18 protein-coding genes and 1 pseudogene are annotated in these 21,831 nt (G+C 27.7%); 2 read left to right on the top strand and 17 right to left on the bottom strand.

Features of this window, described 5'->3' with window-relative positions; all coding sequences use genetic code 11:
- Positions 1-33: 33 nt before the first annotated feature.
- The 14 genes and pseudogenes from ACYUEX_RS13415 to ACYUEX_RS13350 all read right to left on the bottom strand — a co-directional run bounded on the left by ACYUEX_RS13415 (position 34) and on the right by ACYUEX_RS13350 (position 18,422).
- Positions 34-510 carry a hypothetical protein gene (locus tag ACYUEX_RS13415; protein ID WP_460288638.1) on the bottom strand — a complete coding sequence of 159 codons (477 nt, stop codon included), beginning with the start codon at positions 508-510 and terminating at the stop codon, positions 34-36.
- Positions 511-706: 196 nt separating this feature from the next.
- Positions 707-1,495, bottom strand: a complete 789-nt coding sequence (locus ACYUEX_RS13410) for a class I SAM-dependent methyltransferase (RefSeq protein WP_411167665.1) — start codon at positions 1,493-1,495, stop codon at positions 707-709.
- A gap of 161 nt (positions 1,496-1,656) precedes the next feature.
- Positions 1,657-2,163, bottom strand: a pseudogene (locus ACYUEX_RS13405) (ABC transporter ATP-binding protein); the annotation flags it as partial.
- A gap of 20 nt (positions 2,164-2,183) precedes the next feature.
- Complete coding sequence (locus ACYUEX_RS13400; RefSeq protein WP_460288637.1) at positions 2,184-3,113, bottom strand: diacylglycerol/lipid kinase family protein; 930 nt, start codon at positions 3,111-3,113, stop codon at positions 2,184-2,186.
- A 183-nt stretch (positions 3,114-3,296) separates the two neighbouring features.
- Positions 3,297-4,538 carry a 2-hydroxyglutaryl-CoA dehydratase gene (locus ACYUEX_RS13395; protein WP_460288636.1) on the bottom strand — a complete coding sequence of 414 codons (1,242 nt, stop codon included), beginning with the start codon at positions 4,536-4,538 and terminating at the stop codon, positions 3,297-3,299.
- Positions 4,539-4,544: 6 nt separating this feature from the next.
- Positions 4,545-7,463, bottom strand: a complete 2,919-nt coding sequence (locus tag ACYUEX_RS13390; RefSeq protein ID WP_460288635.1) for an acyl-CoA dehydratase activase-related protein — start codon at positions 7,461-7,463, stop codon at positions 4,545-4,547.
- Positions 7,464-7,529: 66 nt separating this feature from the next.
- Positions 7,530-8,543, bottom strand: coding sequence for a LacI family DNA-binding transcriptional regulator (locus tag ACYUEX_RS13385; RefSeq protein ID WP_460288634.1), 1,014 nt, complete (start codon positions 8,541-8,543; stop codon positions 7,530-7,532).
- Positions 8,544-8,619: 76 nt separating this feature from the next.
- A complete protein-coding gene (gene galT, locus ACYUEX_RS13380) occupies positions 8,620-10,137 on the bottom strand; it encodes a UDP-glucose--hexose-1-phosphate uridylyltransferase (RefSeq protein ID WP_460288633.1) in 1,518 nt (505 codons plus the stop codon).
- A gap of 8 nt (positions 10,138-10,145) precedes the next feature.
- Positions 10,146-11,132, bottom strand: a complete 987-nt coding sequence (galE, locus tag ACYUEX_RS13375; RefSeq protein WP_460288632.1) for a UDP-glucose 4-epimerase GalE — start codon at positions 11,130-11,132, stop codon at positions 10,146-10,148.
- A 13-nt stretch (positions 11,133-11,145) separates the two neighbouring features.
- On the bottom strand, positions 11,146-12,309 hold the full coding sequence (locus tag ACYUEX_RS13370) for a galactokinase (RefSeq protein ID WP_460288631.1): 1,164 nt from the start codon (positions 12,307-12,309) through the stop codon (positions 11,146-11,148).
- Between the two features lie 185 nt (positions 12,310-12,494).
- Positions 12,495-13,808 carry a DUF2812 domain-containing protein gene (locus ACYUEX_RS13365; protein WP_460288630.1) on the bottom strand — a complete coding sequence of 438 codons (1,314 nt, stop codon included), beginning with the start codon at positions 13,806-13,808 and terminating at the stop codon, positions 12,495-12,497.
- A complete protein-coding gene (locus ACYUEX_RS13360) occupies positions 13,795-14,124 on the bottom strand; it encodes a PadR family transcriptional regulator (protein WP_460288629.1) in 330 nt (109 codons plus the stop codon). Before ACYUEX_RS13360 ends, ACYUEX_RS13365 begins: the two co-directional genes overlap by 14 nt.
- 207 nt (positions 14,125-14,331) lie before the next feature.
- Positions 14,332-16,188, bottom strand: coding sequence for an ABC transporter ATP-binding protein (locus ACYUEX_RS13355; RefSeq protein WP_460288628.1), 1,857 nt, complete (start codon positions 16,186-16,188; stop codon positions 14,332-14,334).
- Positions 16,185-18,422, bottom strand: coding sequence for an ABC transporter ATP-binding protein (locus ACYUEX_RS13350; protein ID WP_460288627.1), 2,238 nt, complete (start codon positions 18,420-18,422; stop codon positions 16,185-16,187). The genes ACYUEX_RS13355 and ACYUEX_RS13350 overlap by 4 nt, the downstream gene beginning before the upstream one ends.
- 157 nt (positions 18,423-18,579) lie before the next feature.
- Here ACYUEX_RS13350 and ACYUEX_RS13345 point away from each other — a divergent pair, with 157 nt between their 5' ends.
- Positions 18,580-19,032, top strand: coding sequence for a MarR family winged helix-turn-helix transcriptional regulator (locus ACYUEX_RS13345; protein ID WP_411167677.1), 453 nt, complete (start codon positions 18,580-18,582; stop codon positions 19,030-19,032).
- Positions 19,033-19,084: 52 nt separating this feature from the next.
- Here ACYUEX_RS13345 and ACYUEX_RS13340 read toward each other — a convergent pair whose 3' ends face one another.
- Both ACYUEX_RS13340 and ACYUEX_RS13335 read right to left on the bottom strand, forming a co-directional pair.
- Complete coding sequence (locus ACYUEX_RS13340; protein ID WP_411167678.1) at positions 19,085-19,294, bottom strand: heavy-metal-associated domain-containing protein; 210 nt, start codon at positions 19,292-19,294, stop codon at positions 19,085-19,087.
- 25 nt (positions 19,295-19,319) lie between these two features.
- On the bottom strand, positions 19,320-19,586 hold the full coding sequence (locus tag ACYUEX_RS13335; RefSeq protein WP_411167679.1) for a metal-sensing transcriptional repressor: 267 nt from the start codon (positions 19,584-19,586) through the stop codon (positions 19,320-19,322).
- 279 nt (positions 19,587-19,865) lie between these two features.
- Here ACYUEX_RS13335 and ACYUEX_RS13330 point away from each other — a divergent pair, with 279 nt between their 5' ends.
- Positions 19,866-21,152, top strand: a complete 1,287-nt coding sequence (locus ACYUEX_RS13330; protein WP_460288626.1) for an NCS2 family permease — start codon at positions 19,866-19,868, stop codon at positions 21,150-21,152.
- A 22-nt stretch (positions 21,153-21,174) separates the two neighbouring features.
- On the opposite strand, the gene ACYUEX_RS13325 is transcribed toward ACYUEX_RS13330, so the two are convergent.
- A complete protein-coding gene (locus ACYUEX_RS13325) occupies positions 21,175-21,792 on the bottom strand; it encodes an NUDIX hydrolase (RefSeq protein WP_460288625.1) in 618 nt (205 codons plus the stop codon).
- Positions 21,793-21,831: the final 39 nt, after the last annotated feature.

Below are 21,831 nucleotides of genomic sequence, written 5' to 3'. Positions count from 1 at the left end.
TTATAACAAAAAGAAGTGGTTTTTTCCACTTCTCTATATATACATCCATAAATCTTCTATTTTACATCCATCATCTTTAAAGTCATAGGAAGGTTTATATTTAAATTTCCTCTTTATAATATATTTTTTAATATCATTTTTGAAGTCATTTTTGACTAATGTAGTAGAGATAATGATATTGTTAGAATCAACAAAGCAAATTGGCAATTCCTCTTGAAACATAAGCATTTCCATATGCTCTCTGTGAAAATCGATTTCTAAATTATATATTCGTCCATAAATAAATTTATTACTTTCAGCAAATCTAAAAAGTAATAGAATAGAAGATTGTCCACCAACACTCATCTGAGATGCTTTCATTTCTACTTTTGATTTATCTAGTATATATTTTAAATTATTAATATTTTCTTTTAAGTAAAAGCTAGAGTATATTTTGTTGTCTTCAAATCTTGCAATGTAATTACCTATATCTCCACAGCCTAATACTGCTAAATTTTCAGCGTAGTTCAAAGCATTTCTCCTCCTAAGAATACAAATTTATCTTTAAGTAATTATACTATGATAAAAGTGTAATATAAAAGGAGTATATACTGGGAACATTGCCATTAATATTTACGAAAGAAATAATAGAAATTCTTAAACTAGCTAATTAGTAATGAAGTCACTTTCGTATCAACATTTGCTTCTAACAAAGCCTAATTTTATATTAGTTATATAATGGTTTTTCAGCATAAAAGAATAATTTTAGAAGCATTATTGATGAATACTTTAAATCAAAGAAATTATTATATTCAGTTATCAACTTTGACAATCTAGGATCTTTTATCATATCACTACTTATTTTGTATCTAAAATTATCCTTACCTAAAATATCACTATGATTAACTACTGCTTCAATATCTAAATTAATAAATCCAATTGATTTTAATAGTGTTATTAAGACTCTTCCGATTTCTCTATTACCTTTTAAGTTTGATTGTACTTTAGATAAACTGTCATTTAAAAATTTAATTAAATTGTTTTTAGGATAGGTTAACCCCCAAAGTTCACTATCAACATCTATTATAATTACCTTCCCTCCAGGCTTAAGTATTCTAAATATCTCTTTTGCTGCAGAAAGTGGATCGCTTAAATGCTGAAAGACAAAACGAGCAATTATACAGTCATAATAATTATCGGGTATAGATGTTTTAGTGATATCATCTTTAACGAAGGTGACTCTATCACCATATTTAGTCTTTAAATTGTTATATGCAAACTCAAGAAACTTATCATCATTATCTAATGATGTTATTTCACATTCATTAAAGTTATCTAACAAAATTTTAGTGAAAAAACCTGGTCCACTACCAACTTCTAAAATTTCGCTATTACCATCAATCCCCATTAATTTAATCATTCTTATTTCTTTTTCATATCCTAAATATGCTTGTTTTTCTAGCCTTTCAATTTCCCTTTTAAAACCAAATTTTTCATAAAACTCATTGTATGACATAAATATTTCTCCTAAGGATTTATATACATCTTATATTATATACTTAACTATAAAATTTGTTCTATTAGGTATTCTAATAAAAAAGTGAAGGCTACACATTAAAAATAGGATAGAAACCTTAGTTTTCTATCCTATTTTTATTAATCAATTGATTTTAATGATGCTCCTGTTGGTTCATCACATAAAAGTAATTTAGGATTCTTAGCTAGTGCTCTTGCAATTGCTACACGTTGCTGCTCTCCCCCTGAGAGCTGAGCTGGAAAATTATCTTTTCTTTCTTCTAATCCAACAGCATTTAAAATTTCATATGGATCTAAAGGTTTTTTACATATTTGAGTAGCAAGTTCAACATTTTCTAAGACTGTAAGGTTTTGCACTAAATTATAGAATTGAAATACAAAGCCTATATCGTGACGTCTATAGGTTATAAGATCTTTATCAGAGTATTTGCTAACTAAATTTCCATCTACATATATTTCTCCACTACTTGAAGTATCCATTCCACCTAATATGTTTAAAATTGTACTTTTACCTGCACCACTGGCACCTGCTACTATTACAAATTCACCTTTCTCAATTTGAAAAGAAACTCCTCTTAAAGCATCTATATTTACTTCACCCATTTTATATGTTTTTTTCACATCTTTAAATTCTATAAAGCTACTCAAAATTAGCCCTCTCTTTTTATTTATTCTTCTATATGTTTGTGTGGTATTAAAAACTTAATTGCTTTATTTTCTAAAGAAATATCTAAATTATTATCAATAAATATTTCTCCATCTACGCAGGCAGTAAAATTTTCATTGGATTTTATGTTGATTTTCTTACACTTTTTATAAATAACATATCCCTCCAATTCCTTACTATCTAGATGTTTACCTTCCTTATATAGATTTATTAATTTTACTAACTTTAGGCGAGACACTTTTTTTATTATACATAAGTCAACTAGCCCATCATTTATCTCAGCTAAAGGAGCCCCAACATATCCTCCTCCATAAGATGAACCGTTAGCTATTACACATAATAAAAAATCACCATGAATCAACTCTTTATCATCTATTAATATATCTAGAGTGTTATGCATCTTGTGAATTAATGAATAAAATACAGAAAGAGTATAAGCACCTTGTCCATTTATAAAAGGAAATTTTTTGAATTTCACCATATTTTCAGCAACTTTTGCATCAAAACCTATATTACATAGGTTCACTGAGTATAATCCATTTACATTAAGTAAATCTACCTCTTCTATATTAGAGTTTATTTGTTTTTTTATATCATAAAAATTTATAGTTGACTCAAAGTTTCTAACAAAATCATTTCCAGTTCCATAAGGAATAACTGATACACTTGCATTCTCATAGCCAATTACTCCATTTATAACCTCATTTAAAGTTCCATCTCCTCCACAAGCATAGAACCTTAAATTTCCGTCTTCACTTTCACATATCTTTTTTGTAAAATTAGTAGCATCATTTTTCCCTTTTGTTATATAAATTTTATATTGATCTGTTGAATTCTTAAATATTTCATTTATATCCTTACTTATTTTTTCAGAAATATTAACTTTCCCTGCTTCAGGATTTATCACAAAAAAATGTTTAGTTGTTGTCATTATTTTACCCTCTCTATCCCCTGATGGTAATTTTTAAATTATTTAGGCTCTGTTAGATATTTTCATCTAACACAGCCTTTATTTAAAATAAGTATACTATATAAGCTTATATTTATCATCTTTTTTTATATCATATTTAGAAATAAATTATATATATATAGCTTATTTTTTTAGAGTATTTAATTATAAATAGACATTTAATTTAGCATTTGAAAGCATCAATTTAATTCTATTTTCCTGATTTATTTCTGACTGAGAAGGATCATAATCTATAACAACTATATTAGCATTGTGATTTTTATCTAGTATTTTTCTAATAGCTCCCCTTCCGACTATATGGTTTGGTAAACACCCAAAGGGTTGAGCGCATATAATGTTATTAGTTCCAGTATGGATAAGATCAAGCATATTAGCAACTAAAAGCCAACCTTCCCCCATTTTTACTCCATGGCCTATATAGCCATCTACCATTTTTCTAACTTCATCAAAATCTGTAGGCTCTTTAAATTTAGAGTATTTTTTTATATTTAAGTTAACTTTTCTTTGTATTTTCAAAATAAATTTATAGGCTATTTTAGCAAGTTTAGATTTTAAATATCCCCTTTTATATAATTTGTGGTCTATTATAGAATTTAGAATACAATAATTCATAAAGTCCATAAGCCCTGATTGAACCACTTCTACATCTTCTTTTATTAAAAATTCCTCAAGGTGATTATTACCCATTCTAGAATATTTCATATATATTTCCCCTACTATTCCAACCTTTATCTTCTTCTCATCAATAATTTTTATATTATCAAATGCTTGTACAATCATTTTAGATATTTCATTTACTCTAAGATATCTTTTACTAGAAAATTTATTATTTAAACTCTCAATTAAATTATCTAAAACTTTATCTACTTCACCTTGGTTAATTTCATATGGTTTAACTTTATTATATAGGTACATTACTAAATCCCCATAAATAATTGCATAAAAGGCTTTTATTATAATTGATGGCTTTAATTTTAATCCTGGATGCTTTTCTATTCCTGTTAAACTTAAACCTATGGCAGGTACTTCTGAAAAACCACTATTTTCTAATGCATCTCGTATAAGGTGTATATAATTTGATGCTCTGCATCCACCACCTGTTTGTGTCATGAGAAGTGCTGTCTTATCTATATCATATTTACCACTTTTCAGTGTAGAAATAAATTGCCCTATTACTATCATTGCTGGATAACAGATATCATTATTAGAATATTTTAGTCCATCTTCTATTATCTCATGAACATCATCCTCTAAAAATTCAATGTCAAATCCATAATCCTTTAAAATCTTATCTAATATTCTAAAATGAATTGGTAGCATATTAGGTATTAATATTTTATAATTTTTTTTCATTTCTTTTGTAAATACTTTATAATCATAATTCATATATAATCACCTACTTTTAACTGCTTCAACCATACTTCTTATTCTAATTTTTGCTGCACCTAAATTATTAGTCTCATCTATTTTTAATTGGGTATATAGCTTTCCATTATTCTCTAAGATTCTTTTGGTTTCATCAGCAATTATGGCATCAGTCCCACATCCAAAAGAAACTAGTTGAACTAATTGCATACCATCATTTTCTAACACAAAGTTTGCTGCATTAAATAATCTAGCTTGATATGTCCATTGATTTAACATTTTTATATTATAATTATCTTTATTTATAGGTATAGAGTCTTCTGTTAGAATTACTATATTTAGAGAATTTATCATTTTATCTATTCCGTGATTTATTTCTTTATCAACATGATAAGGCCTTCCGGCTAGAACAACCATTAGCAAATTATTTTCTCTAGCGTAATCAATAGCTAATTGACCTTTATTTAAAATTTCTTGTTTATATTTTTTATATTCTTCAATAGCTTTATAATAAGCTATCTTTATATGCTTTTTGCTTATCCAACTACAATGATTCTTTAAAGAATTATATAAATTTTCTATTGTACTTTTATCAGAATTTAAATCTAAATAAGGACTTATAAAATTAGAATCTTTTAGTTTTGATATATTATTTTTTATAACTTCAGGATAATAAGCTACAACTGGACAATTGAAGAAATTGTCAGATATTTCTTCATTAAAGTTATATGTCATACATGGATAAAATATATTTTTAATATTCTTATTTATAAGGCTCTCTATATGACCATGGCTTAATTTAGCAGGATAGCATACAGTGTCAGATGGAATTGTGTGTTGTCCTCTCAAATATAGTTTCTTTGATGAAGTTTCTGATAAAACAACTTTAATTCCTAATTCATTGAAAAATTTAACGAAGAAAGGTAAATTTTCATACATATTTAAAACCATTGGAATACCAATAGTACCTTTTTCTCCCTCATTATTAGCATAACTAATTAATTTACTATTTTTATATTCATACATATTAGGAATAGTATTATCAGTATATTTTCCTGTTGGTTTTGAACACCTATTACCTGATATATATTTTTTACCACCTGAAAATGTATTTATAGTTAGATTACATTTATTAGTACATAGTCTACACTTAACCCCTTTAGATTCGTGCTTAAAATTTATAAGGTCATCTTTATTTATAATTTTAGATGTAGTTGGATTCTTACTTTTAGCATATAAGGCAGCCCCATATGCTCCCATTAATCCAGATATATTTGATCTTATTACATTTTGATTTAATTCAAGTTCTAAGCTTCTCAAAATGGCATTATTGCATAAAGTTCCACCTTGAACTATAACATTTTTACCTATATTTTTAGTTCGAATAACTTTATATAGTGCATTTTTTACAACACTTATAGATAAACCAGCAGAAACATCTTCAATTGTAGCACCATCTCTTTGGGCTTGTTTCACTGATGAGTTCATAAAAACAGTACATCTGGATCCCAAATCGGCTGGATGTTTTGCAAATAATCCAAGCTTTGAGAAACTTTCAACATCATATCCCATAGCTTTTGCAAAACTTTCTATAAAAGAACCACACCCAGAAGAACACGCTTCATTTAAGATTATACTCTTTATAGCCTTATTCTCTATTTCAAAACATTTTATATCTTGTCCACCAATATCAAGTATAAAATCAACATTAGGGTTAAATCTACTTGCTGCTATATAGTGAGCCAGTGTTTCCACTATTCCAAAATCTATGGAAAACCCTTTTTTTATTAATTCTTCTCCATACCCAGTTACAGAACTTCCTTTAACTTTTATTTTATTTCCCAAATTAGAATAGATATAGTCTAATTGTTTTTTTATAACCTCTATAGGATTCCCTTCATTATGTCCATAGTATTTATATAGTATGTTATCACATTCATCAATAAGAACTAGTTTTGTAGTTGTACTACCAGCATCTATTCCTAAATAAACATTACCAGTAAAATTATTTATATCATTATGAAGTACTTTTGCTCTATTATGTCTTTCAATAAATTTATTATAGTCTGTCTTATTTTTAAATAAGGGAGGAATTTCTTTTCTTATTTCTAAGTTTGTATTATTTGAAGATAATAATATTGAAATTAGTTTGTTGTATGTATATGTTTTTTCTTCATTTATAGCAAATAACGCAGCTCCCTTTGCTACAAAAACTTCAGCATCTTCTGGCACAATAGCAGTTTTGCTAGACAAATTTAAATCTTTAATAAATCTTTCTCTAAGCCCCTTATAAAAATAAAGAGGACCACCTAAAAATAGTATGTTACCTTTTATTTCTCTACCTTGAGCTAAACCACCAATAGTTTGATTTACAACTGCTTCATAAATACTAGCAGCAATATCAGACTTATTTGCACCTTGATTTAGTAATGGTTGTATATCAGATTTTGCAAAAACTCCACATCTAGATGCTATGGGATACATGTTTTTATATTCTAAACTAATTTTATCTAATTCCTCTACTGTTATTCCCATTAGACTTGCCATTTGATCTATAAATGCACCAGTTCCACCAGCACAACTTGAATTCATTCTTTCCTCTAATCCATTAGTTAAGTATATTATTTTAGCATCTTCACCACCAAGTTCAATAACTACATCAATATTATTAAATATTTTCTTAACCCCTATAGTGGTGGCAAAAACTTCTTGAACAAATGAAATATTTGATTCTTTAGCAACTCCATAGCCTGATGATCCAGTTATAGAAACTTTAAAATAATTATTTTTTAGTATATTCTTTGCCTGCTGGATTTCTTCTAAAATTGTTTCTCTTACTTTAGTAAGATGTCTTTTATAAGCCTTGTATATAACTTTATCATATTCATCTAATATAACTAATTTTACTGTAGTGGAACCTGCATCTATTCCAAGTTTATATATCATTTTAACTACCTCTCCCATATAAAAAATAATCCCTATAAGTAATATATTACTTATAGGGTAATTAAATTATGCTAAGGTGCAGCTATCTCTTATGATTAATTTTACAGGTAAAACAATTTTTTTACTTAATACTCTATCATTCTTTATTCTTTCCATTAAAGTGTCTAATGCAGTTTCTCCCATAAAGTCAGTAAAGACCTTAACTGTAGTTAAAGATGGAGATAAATATTGAGCTGTAGCTATATCGTCAAATCCAACTATACTTATATCCTCTGGAATCTTATATCCATTTTCTTGAATAGCCTTGTATGCTCCTATAGCCATTGGATCACTAGCTATAAAGAAAGCAGATGGAACTTTAGTTAACTTTAATGCTTTATTCATAAGATTATAGCCATCTTCGGGCGTAAAATCGCCTTTAAATATCCATTCTTCCTTAAAATTATCTATTTCCAACATAAAATCTTTATAGGTCGCTTCTCTATAATTAATAAGCTCTATACTTTCAGTATTATTATGAGGAACTACCTTTGCTCCTATGTAGCCTATATCTTTATGACCTAGGCTATGTAAATATTCCAATGCTTTTCTAGCTCCATATTTTAAATCCACAACAATAGAATCAAATTCCCATTCTTCTGGAGATGAATCTATAAAAACTATATTAGGAGATATTTCTTTAAGTCTTTGAATTTCATTATTTTCAAATATTCCTATGGCAATTATCCCATCAAGTTCTTTATAGTTAGAATTATCATCGGTTAATATCTTTGTAAGATATAGTGATTTAAAGTCAATATTTTCTTCAACACATTTTTTTTCTATAGCCATTCTAATTGATAAAAAGTATGGATCATTTAATTCTTTAGTTTCTGTAAAAGAACAAATTATTCCCACAGTATATTTTTTCAATTTATTTTTTCTTTCTTTTATAGTTACATAGTTCATTTCTTCAGCTATACTTAAAACTCTTTTTCTTGTTTCCTCTGAAACATTTAGAGTTTTATCAAAGTTTAAAATTCTAGAAACTGTTGATATAGACACTGAAGCTTCACTTGCTATATCCTTTATAGTTGCCATTTATAATCACCTCAATTATTTATATAAATAATAACTAAAGATGAGACATACTTAATAATGCCTCACCTTGTATAGTTTAATTAATTGTTATCTTTAAGCTATTTATATATCTTCCCATAGCTTCTTTACCTTTTTCATTCCATTTAAATACACCACAATGTTCTAATACCTTAGAAAATACTTCTCCAACTTCCTTTTCTATAACTGTATCAATATTTTCTTTAGATATTAAAGGGCTTTTCCTTTTTATTTCTTCATACCAATTTAAATGAATCTTCATAGATTCATCACTATATATATCATTTTTTTCACCAAGTAAATAGGATTTTATAATCTCCAATTCATCTTTTAGTCTGGCAGGAAGAACAGCTAAACCAAGAACTTCTATTAGCCCTATATTTTCCTTTTTAATATTATGAAGTTCTTTATGCGGATGAAAAATTCCATCTGGGTATTCTTCATTAGTTCTATTATTTCTAAGAACTAAATCTAATACGTATAATTCACCATTTCTTCTGGCTATTGGTGTTATTGTATTATGAGAAATTTCATTAGAATGAGAGTAAACTTCTACAACTTTATCAGTATAAGATCTCCAATGAGATAAAATTTTATCTGATAGTTCACTTAGTTTTAATCTATCCATTCCCTTTAATCTTAATACAGTTAAAGGCCATTTTATAATAGATAATTCGATATCTTCATAATTATCTAGTTTAAATTTATAAACATCCTTTGCTTTATCCATTGCAAATTCATAGTTACCACCTTGATAGTGATCATGTGTAAGAATAGATCCTCCAACAATAGGCAAGTCTGCATTAGAACCTGCAAAATAATGAGGGAACTTTTCTACAAATTCTAGTATTCTATCAAAGGTATCTTTAGTAATTTTCATTGGAACATGATCTCCAGAGAAGATAATGCAGTGTTCATTATAATAGGCATATGGTGAATACTGTAAATACCAATGCTCTGATTTTAAACTAATAGGGATTGTCCTTAAATTTTGCCTTGCAGGATGATTTAACCTACCTCTATATCCCTCATTTTCTTTACATAATAAACACTTAGGATATTTTGATGGTGGCAAATTCTTTGCTGCAGCTATAGCCTTAGGATCCTTTTCAGGCTTTGATAAATTTATTGTTATATCTAATTCTCCATATTCTGTAGGGGATTTCCAAATAACATTTTGCGATATTCTATCTGTTCTTACATAATCACATGATTTGCTTATATTATAAAAATAATCTGTAGCACTTTCTTTTGATTTAGAATAACGATTATTAAATTCCCTTATAACCTCTGATGGCCTTGGAATTAATAACCCCATAATTTTAGTATCTAATAAATCTCTATATATAGGGGAATTAGATTCTAAAATTCCATTTTCAAAAGAATAATCTAATATATTATTTAATATATCTGTTGGAGTATTTAAGTTCTCATCCTCTATTTTGCAATCTTCATATTCATCAAGATTTAAAACATCTAATAAATTGTTTCTTATAAATATTTCATCATCTTTAGTAAAAAGCTCATGTTTTAACCCATATTGAATAAGCCTTTTTATTTCCCCATAAATTATCATATATTCACCTACTTATTAAAACCTGTTGGATTATTTTTATGCCAATTCCAAGCTGAAGCAATTATATCTTCAACATTAGTATAATCTGGTTTCCAATTTAAAGTATTTCTTGCCTTTTCAGCTGATGCAATTAATCTTGCTGGGTCTCCAGATCTTCTTTCGCAAATTTTTGCTGGTATTTCATGTCCAGTAACTTTTCTTGCAGCTTCAATCATTTCTTTAACTGAAAATCCACTACCATTTCCTAAATTAAATATATCACTATCATTTTCTTTTCTAAGATATTCAACAGCAAGAATATGAGCATTTGCTAAATCTATTACATGAATATAGTCTCTAATACAAGTGCCATCTTCTGTATCATAATCCTCTCCAAAAATTGATATAAATTCTCTTTTACCTAAAGGAACTTGTAGGATTAAAGGAATTAAATGAGTTTCAGGGCTATGATCTTCCCCTATACTTCCACTTATATGAGCTCCAGCTACATTGAAGTATCTAAGAGACACATACTTAACTCCATGAGCTATATCTGCCCATTTCATCATCTTCTCCATGGCTAGTTTAGTTTCTCCATATGCATTAGTTGGTTCAGTTCTATCTGTTTCAACTATAGGCATTTTAGTAGCTTCTCCATAAGTTGCTGCTGTAGAAGAAAATACTATTTTCTTAACATTATTTGAAATCATCACTTTTAAAAGAACTTCTGTTCCATGAACATTGTTATTATAGTATTTTAGTGGATTTGTCATACTTTCTCCCACTAAAGAATTTGCAGCAAAATGAATTACTTCACTTATATTATTTTCTTTAAATACTTTATCAAGCTCTTCTTCGTTTCTTATATCAACCTTATAAAATTTTGCTTTAGGGTTAACTGCTTCTATATGTCCAGTTTCTAAGTTATCTACAATTATAACCTCTTCACCCCTTTCAATTAATTGATAAACAGTATGACTCCCAATATAACCTGCTCCACCACAAACTAATATCATTTATATCTTCCTCCTAAATTTCTCTAGTGCCATCTCCTATATTTGCTATATAGAAACTAGCTTCGTATCCTATTTTTTCTTTATATCCTTGTCCTACATTTTTAATAAAGTCATCAACTTTATCTTTTTTTACTAGTGCAACTGTGCATCCACCAAAGCCTGCACCTGTCATTCTTGCTCCAATTGTAGCTTCATGATTCCATGCAAGTTCAACTAATGTGTCTAACTCTATTCCTGTTACTTCATAATCATCTCTTAAAGAAATATGAGATTCATTCATAAGCTTACCAAATGTAACTAAATCATTTTTAACTAAGGCATCTTTAGCCATTAAAGTCCTTTGATTTTCATAGACAGCATGTTTAGCCCTTTTTATTCTAATATCATCTTTAATTAAACTCTTATTTTCTTCAAATTCATTTATTGATAATTCTCCTAAAGAGTTTATATTTAATTTTGTTTTTAATTCCTCTAAAGCCTTTTCGCATTCACTTCTACGTTCATTATACTTAGAATCTGCTAAACCTCTTCTTTTATTTGTATTTGATATAACTATAACTTCATCCTTTAATTCTATAGGACAATAATTATATTTTAAAGTGTTACAATCTAAAAGTATAGCATTATTTTCCTTTCCCATGCCAATTGCAAACTGATCCATTATACCACAGTTAACTCCAACAAACTTATTTTCCGCTTCTTGAGAAAATTTTACTAAGTCAACTCTATCAATATTAAAATTAAATAAGCTGTCCATCATCACTGCAGTTAAGAGTTCTAATGATGCAGAAGAGGAAAGTCCAGCACCATTTGGTATATTTCCATAAATAGCAACATCGAATCCTTTATTTATATTATATCCATGTTTAATCATTACATCGATTACACCTTTAGGATAATTAACCCAATCATGTGATTTTTCATATTTTATATTTTCTAAATCAAATTCTATTATGCCTATATTTTCAAAGTTGCTTGAATACATTCTTACTTTTTTATCACTTCTTAAACTTATAACTCCATAAGTTCCAAAACTTAAAGCACAAGGAAATACATTTCCTCCATTATAATCAGTATGCTCACCAATTAAGTTTACTCTACCAGGTGAAAAAAATGTTCTGCAATTTTCCTTTTCTCCAAATACTTTTTTAAAAGTAGCGTTAATTTCATTTTTCATAATAACACTCCCAATCATTATAAATTTGTTTTATTTATAATTTAATACTATCATACCAGTAAAACTTTTTCAATATTTTTTACTATTTTTTACTAACTATTTTACTAAAGTTTTTATATAATATTATTAAAGCTAAATACAAACTTTACCTCAAAAATTATTACTTGCATTTTTATTGAAAAAATTTATTTCTTAACTTCAAATATTTTCTCTAAGACCTTATTTAAAATTTCACTGTTTCTTAGTTCTTTATCCCAACATGAAATATCTAAATATACTTTATCAGAAACAATAACTATTTCATTTCCATACTTATTAGAATACATTTTTATACCTTCTTCAGACAAACTTGATTCTATTTCCTCATATTTTATATCAAGCTTTCTTAACCTCTTAAATTCATTTTTAAGCTTATAATCTATTGCCCACTTATACTTACTTGTAAAAAGTTGATAACTCATATATCCTGCATTTGATTCTACATGATAATTAATATTATCTGCAAATAACCCATTATCTTCTTTTATATAAGTATTTTCTTCATTTTTAATTTCATATCCTAAATCCTCAATAGTTATTGTATTTACTTTATTACTTATTACATCTTTTGATTTATAATCATAATTCATAATTCCACTTTCAAATAAAAGAATTATTACTACAATTTCTACTAGTAATAAATAAAATACACTAGAACCATATAAATTTCTCCTCTTTATATTATTTCCATCAGTTTTATTTATGAAATATTTGATAATGTAGGGTATAACTCCTACTATTAAGTAAAGTACCATTATTGTAACAAAAGATCTCCCCATATCTATACCCATAAGAATAATTAAGGCTACTAATGTAATTTCTATTACTTTTTGTAGGAAACTCTTTATAGCTACATTTTTCCGTCCATTATAAGAAACTTCTTCTCCTTTTTCCAAGCTCTTTTGAGCTTTAATGTTCCACCTCATGAAATCTATAAACTGAATCACCTCAAGGACAACTCTTACACTTATGCAACCTAAATATAATAAGATTAAATTATCAGCTAAAAAGCTTCCATTAGTGATACAGGTATATGCAATATATAAAAGAAATAAATTTATTATCAATACTGAAAATTCATACTTAGTAGTAGCTTTTTTAACTATTTCAAACCTCTCTCCTTCGTCTGTGTGTATAGGTATGCTTTCATTAGGGTCTTCACTACAGTATATTTGAAACTTATCTTTTTCACAGATAAACTCCCACCCAGCCATATTGCAAAACTCTCTGTACTCCATAGACTTTTCAGTATTCTCGCCATCTATAAAAGCTATTTCATCTAATACATCTACTGTATATTTTAAACTTTTAGGTTCAGTCTTCTTAAGCTTTAAAAAATTACCCTTTATCTTTTCAAGCTTCCATCCTCTAAGTGCTTCTTTGTCTAGATATTCTTCTATTGCCCTAAATTCATAGGGCATAAAGCTTAAATATACCCATTTAGTATTACCTATTATCATTAACCATTCCTCCTAAAATTTTCTCTCCATCTCTAAGAATAATCATTATTCTCTCATATTCTTCTTTTAAACTATTCATACCCTTTTCAGTAATTATATAACTTCTTCGCCTACCCTCTACCTCAGTTTCCTTTATCATATTCTCCTTTTGAAATTTTCCAAGCAATGCATATAAAGTTCCTGGACCTACTTTTACTCTTCCTTTTGAAATCTCATCTACAGCAGTCATAATATCTACTCCGCATCTCTCCTCTATTAAGGACATTAAAATATAATACATAGGCTCTGTCAAATTTTGAAACTGTTCTCTAGGCAACTATTTTTCCTCCAATATCGTTTATCGTTATTTATACTCTAATTCTAATATCGAGCATCGCTATTGTCAATATATTCCATATTATTTTAAATTACTAATAAATAAAAAAACTATTATAAAAACCCAATTAGAGCTTTTATAATAGTTTAATAAATAACTATAACCTATCAACTATTTCACAGCTGTAGATTGTGAACTGTGAACTATCTAAGATACTTCATTATTTTCAAATTGACTGTTGTATAAACTTGCATAGAATCCTTTCTTTCCAAGTAATTCTGTGTGGCTACCTTGCTCTACAATATCTCCATCTTTCATTACTAATATTAAATCAGCATCTCTTATAGTTGATAATCTATGAGCAATTATAAAGCTAGTTCTATCTTTCATTAAGTTGTCCATAGCTTTTTGTATAAGTACTTCAGTTCTTGTATCAACAGAACTTGTAGCTTCATCTAATATTAATATTTTAGGATCAGCTAATATTGCACGAGCAATTGTTAATAGCTGCTTTTGACCTTGAGATACATTACTTGCATCTTCATTTAATTCCATATTATATCCATCTGGTAAAGTTTTTACAAAGTGATGAACATGAGCTGCTTTTGCTGCTTCTATTACTTCTTCATCACTAGAATTTAAATTACCATAACGAATATTTTCCATTATACTTCCGTTAAATAACCAAGTATCTTGTAATACCATTCCGAAAACTTTCCTTAAATCATTTCTTTTAAAATCATTTATATTATGATTATCTAATAAAATTTCTCCACTATTTAACTCATAAAATCTCATTAATAGTTTAACGATTGTTGTTTTACCTGCACCAGTAGGTCCCACAATAGCAACCCTTTGGCCAGGTTTTATTTTACTAGAAAAATCATTAATTATTGTTTTATCTTCATTATATCCAAAGTGAACATTTTTAAATGCAACTTCACCTTTAATATCATCAATACTTAAAGGATTTTCAACATCTAATACTTGTTCTTCTTCCTCTAAGAATTCAAAAACTCTTTCTGCTGATGCTGCTGTAGATTGCAATACATTAGCAATTTGAGCTGTTTGTGCTATAGGTTGAGTAAAGGATCTAGTATATTGAACGAAAGAAAGAATATCTCCAACTTCTATAGCTTTTCTAATAGCAAGCCATCCACCTAAAATAGATACTATAACATATCCTATATTTCCTATAAAGGTCATTATAGGCATCATCATACCTGATAGAAATTGAGATTTCCATGCAGAATTATACAAAGTACTATTTAACTTATCAAATTCTTCTACAGCTTTTTCTTCACCATTAAAAGCTTTCATTATATTATGACCACTATAAACTTCTTCAACATGACCATTTACATGACCTAAAAATGATTGTTGTTCTTTAAAGTATTTTTGAGATTTTTTTACTACTAATGTAATTAATATTCCTGATAAAGGGATTATTAATAGTGATGCTAGTGTCATAGTTATACTTATTGATAACATCATTATTAAAACACCTATTATTGTTGTTATAGATGTTAAAATTTGAGACATACTTTGATTTAAAGTATTACTTACTGTATCAACATCATTAGTTACTCTTGATAAAACTTCTCCATGAGTCATTTTATCGAAGTATTTTAATGGCATACGATTTATTTTTTCTGAAATCTCCTTTCTAAGGTTATATGAAACCTTTTGAGCCACTCCAGACATTATAAATCCTTGTATAAATGCAAATACTGCACTAATTATATATAATACTAGCAGTATCGCAATAATATTTCCTATATACGAAAAATCAATTGCTGCACCTGCTTCACCAGATACTTTGCTTACTAATCCTTCAAACAATTTAGTAGTAGCCTTACCTAATACCTTAGGACCTATAATTGAAAAAGCTGCACTACCAATTGCAAATATTAAAACTATAATAATTGAAAGACTATAAGGTTTTAAATATTTCATTAATTTTTTAATAGTTCCTTTAAAATCCTTAGCCTTCCCTCCTGCGTGCATTCCACCCATTGGGCCACCAAAGCCACCAGATCTTCTATCTTTTACATTATTGCTCATGACATAAGTTCCTCCTTTGAAAGCTGTGATAAGGCTATTTGTTTATAAACATCACAATTATCTAAAAGTTCTTTATGAGTTCCAATTCCTACAACGCTTCCTTCATCTAGTACTATAATTTGATTTGCATCCTTAATAGTACTTATTCTTTGAGCAACAATAATCATAGTTGCGTCATTAATATTTTTCTTTAGTGATTTTCTAAGAGCAGCGTCTGTTTTAAAATCTAAAGCAGAAAAACTATCATCAAAAATATATATTTCTGGTTTTTTAACTAAAGCTCTTGCTATAGATAACCTTTGTTTTTGTCCACCTGAAACATTTGTACCACCTTGAGAGATTTCTGTATTAAATCTATCTGGTTTTGTTTCTATAAACTCTAAAGCTTGTGCTATTTCAGAAGATTTTACTAAATTATCTTCTGTAGCATTTGGATAACCATATTTTAAATTACTTTCTATGGTTCCAGAGAAAAGTACTCCCTTTTGAGGAACATATCCTATTTTTTCCCTTAAATCTTTTTGATTTGATTCTCTTATATCTATTCCATCAACAAGTAATTGACCTTTTGAAATATCATAAAATCTAGGAATCAAATTAATTAACGTAGATTTACCACTACCAGTACTTCCTATTATTGCGGTTGTTTCACCTGGTTTTGCTGTAAAACTAATATTATTTAAAACATAATCTTCTGCACCTGGATATTTAAAGCTTACATTTTTATATTCTACATAACCTTTTTTTGATTCTATAAATTTCTTTGTTTGTTTTTTATCTTCTATACTTATATCAGTATATAATACTTCACTAATACGTTGAGCTGATACTGAAGCACGTGGCAACATTATAGAAATCATAGATATCATTAAGAATGCCATTATAATTTGCATAGCATATTGCATAAATGCCATCATATCTCCAACTTGCATTGTACCAATATCTACTTGATGAGACCCAACCCATACGATTAATAATGTTATTACATTCATTATAAGCATCATAGCAGGCATCATTGAAGACATTATTCTATTTACAAATAAATTTGTTTTAGTCAAATCTTTATTCGCATTATCAAATTTAACTTCTTCATGCTTTTGAGTGCTAAAAGCTCTAATAACTAACATACCAGTTAAACTTTCTCTTGTAACTAAATTAAGTTTATCAATAAGCTTTTGAACTGACTTAAATTTTGGAATAGCCAATCCAAATAAAATACTTACAAGTAATGAAATTAACACTACAGCTACAGCTATAATCCAAGTCATTGATGTATCAGTTTTTATTACTTTTAAAACTCCACCTATACCTAATATTGGTGCATAAAAGACTATTCTAAATAACATTACCATAAGCATTTGTATTTGTTGAATATCGTTTGTACTACGGGTAATTAAGGACGCAGTAGAAAATTTATCAAATTCAGCATTTGAGAATTCACTTACTTTTCTAAATACATCTCCTCTTAATGTCTTACCTAAACCAGCTGCAATTCTAGCTGATATAAGTCCAACAATAACTGCAGCTGCCATACTAATAAGTGCGATACCTAACATTTTAAGACCCGCAAAAATAATAAAATTTGATTGAAGCTTATCTGTATCAATTCCTATTTGTTGGTATTCACTTTTTACATATGAAACTGCTGCTTGTTCTATCATACTATCAGGCATTTCATCAAATTTTTCATTTATTTGACCTAAAAGACTGTTTAACTGTTCTTTTGGAGTATTTTTTAAAATTAAAAATGGATCTGTACCTGCAGGAATATTCATATTATTTGACATATTACCCATCATATTTGTATCAGAAGATCCCGTTTCAATTCCATAAACTATAAGTTCAGGCTTTGCTAATATACTATTTAATCTAGATATTGAGTCTTTATCTTTTGTATTAAGCTCATATAAAGGCTCCTCATCTAATATTGGATATTTTTTTAAATATTTACTAAGCTCGTCATTTGAAAGATTATCTTTATCTATTAATGTGTAGTTTTCTTCTATATATTTAAGGTCATCCCCATTTATAAAGATAGAAAGCTTATCTAATTCACTTTTACGTATTATATTAGGGGCTGCATTATCTACCCCACCTTGTTGAATACCTACATTTACTATATTAGACATATAATCTGGAAGTGATAATTCACAAACAGCTTGAATGAATAATAAAGCTATCACAACAAGGATAGAACCGATAAATGGTTTTAAGTATTTTGTCAGTTTTATCATTTAATTTTTCTCCTTTCAAATTTCATTGTATGTATGGTTAATTATGAATATATATTAATTATATTTTCATAACTATTATATGTCAATAACTTTTATTATTGTATAACTAAAAAAAATAGTTTATACTTATAATAAGTAATAATAAAGGAGGATATCCATGAGTAATAATACTAATAATAATATTGAGGAGGTATCAAATAATTTATTTGGTTTATTAATGCACATACATAATAAACTTTTTAATGCAAATCAAATGGTTAAAGGGCTTCATATCCCCCCTTCCCATGCTAAAGTTATTTATTTTCTTTCTAGAAAAGAATCCTCATCTGTTTCTGAAATAGCAGAACATTTGTGTATTTCAAAGCCGAATATGACACCTATAATTGATAAACTTATCGTTGAAGATTTCGTTTGCAGGTATACTGATCCTGATGACAGAAGAAAAATAAAAGTAAAACTAACAGATAAAGCATATGATTTTATAAAGGAAAGAGAAAAAAATATTAAGGCAAACTTATATAATAAAATATCCTCATTGGATGTAGACGATTTAGAAAATTTAAATCTATCAATTAAAGATATGAATGAGATAATATCTAAATTAAAATAAAATATAAAAAGATAAATGTTTCTATGTAAACATTTATCTTTTTATATTAATACTATATTTCTTCTATAGAGATAGCATCATATCCAGCCTCATCTATAGCTGAAATTAATGTATTATTATCTAATGTTGTTTCTATTGTAGCATTTTTTTCTTCTAAGCTTACCTCAACTGAAGAAACTCCTTTTAATTCCTGTAAAGCTTCTTTTACGTGAGCGACACAATGACCACAGCTCATTCCTTCAATATTTATTTTCTTTTTCATATCATTGTCCTCCTAATAATATATTTTATCTTGTTATAATCTTATCTAAAATTTTCATTATCTCATCAATTTTTTCATCACCTTGACCATTTATACATGCATCTTTAACACAGTGAGACAAATGGTTTTCTAATATTATTAAATTAGCCTTTTTTAATAATGATTGTGCTGCAAAAATCTGGTTAGAAATATCAATACAATACCTATCCTCTTCAATCATTTTAATAATTCCTTCAATTTGTCCCTTAGCAGTTTTTAAAGATTGTAATGATTTTTTTCTTTCATCGTTCATGTTATACCTCCCCCACCCTCTAGGGGTGTACTATAATTTAATTATAATATTAAAAAGATATTTGTCAACATGTTTGATTTTATATAATATGCTTTAATGAATAAATTTACTGTAATTTTATAAAAGTATATTTAAAGGTAAAATTTTGTCTTTTTATGTATAAAATTTGACTTTAATTTGCTTAAACTCTTTAATATTAAAAATTAAATGGTATAATTATCTAGGCATCGATGGATGTGGGCGGGCGAGGGATAAAGAGAAGAGGTTTTTAACGAAAGGATGAACAAACTATTTAAACTTAAGGAACACAAAACAAATTTTAAAACCGAGCTAGTTGCTGGGTTAACTTCTTTTTTTGCTGCAGTATATATTATTGTAGTTAATGCTAGTATTTTAAGCGCTGGAGGAATATCACAAGAGCCACTCATAATAGCAACAGTACTTGCTTCATTTATTGGATGTTTATTAGTATCTTTAATGAGCAATGCTCCTCTTGTAATTATGCCTGGTATGGGAATTAATGCATTATTTACTTATACAATAGTTTTAAGTATGGGACTCTCATTTAATCAAGCATTAGCAAGTGTAGTTGTTGCAGGAGTATTATTTTTAATTGTCGCTGTTACTCCACTAGCCAAAATATTAGATACATCTATACCAAACTCCTTAAAGGAAGCAATAACCATAGGAATAGGTTTATTTATTACATTTTTAGGTTTGCAAAAAGGAGGCCTAATAATTTCTGATCCTTCTACTATGGTTAAAATAGGATCTCTTTCAGATCCTAGAGTAATATTTTTTATAGTTATGTTTTTAATAACAGTAATACTATTTGCAAAAGATATTCCTGGAGGTTTTTTAATAAGTATAGTTATAGGAACAATAGCAGCTATAGCATTGAATTTTATTGATACAACTGGATTAAGGTTTACTCTTCCTAATTTTAGTGAATATAAAGGGATTTTCTTTAATATAGATTTAAGCGCCTTTTTCACTATTCCATTTTGGATTGCTACATTTTCTTTAACATTAGTATTAGTTTTTGAAAATATAGGATTACTACATGGGCAAATTAATGGATTGCTGAAATCTCCTGAAAAACAAAATAAAGCTTTAAATGCTATAGCTATTTCTACAATAGCTTGTGGTTTGCTTGGAACTAGTCCCTCAGTTTCTACAGTCGAAGGCTCTGCTGGAATTGCTGCTGGCGGAAAAACTGGATTAACATCATTTATATCAGGACTACTTCTTTTAATTTCATTATTATTTATTCCATTTATTAGCTTAATTCCTAATGAAGTAATTGCACCAATTTTAATAATCATAGGAAGCTTAATGATTAAAGGAATAGTTCATATTGATTTTAATGATATTTCAGAGGCTATACCTGCATTTTTAATTATAGTATTAATTCCATTAACTTTTAGCATAGTAGACGGTATAGCATTTGGTTTTATTTCATATACAATAATGAAATTTATAACTAAAAAGAAAGATCAACTTTCAATTACTATGTACATAATTTCATTTATATTTATAGTGTATTTTATACTTCATAGTATTTAAATAAAAGGCTAGAAAAATTTTTCTAGCCTTTATTTTTTAGACAATATAAAAAGTCTTCAAGAATTCTAGCGGTAATTCCCCAAATAACATAATCATTATATACATAGAATAAAGATTTATATTTACCTTCTTTAAATTTATATCTTTCGCCACCATTAATTAAGTGGAATGGAAAATCACTGGTTCTATCAACTAATATTTTATTAATCTCTTCACGAGGTTCTGTATTTATTAAGTACTCTAGTGGAACTAGAAATATATGGTCTACTTCATCTTTATTAATTTCAATATTTTCAAAATTTTTTATATATCCTAAAAATGGATGTATTAATAGATCATAATGTGTTATTAATAAGTTAAGTGGAGATACTATCTCAAAATCTTCTTTATTTAACCCTAGCTCTTCACATACTTCTCTTATAGCTGCTTCCTTTTCATTTTCATTATCATCTATTTTTCCTCCAGGAAATGCTATATCTCCTGGTTGACTTCTCATGTGTTTAGCTCTTACCTCAAAAACTATATTTAATTTATTATTTATTTCTGCAAGCAAAATAACAACAGACGCCCTTTTCATCTCCTTCCAACCATTTATATAAGGTCTATATTCTTTAAAGTCTTTAATAATTTTATTTATCATAAGCATACTCCTCATAATTTAACACATTTATACTATAAG

Source organism: Clostridium sp. CTA-7 (assembly GCF_054768095.1).
This window is presented reverse-complemented; position numbering and strand designations above follow the sequence as displayed.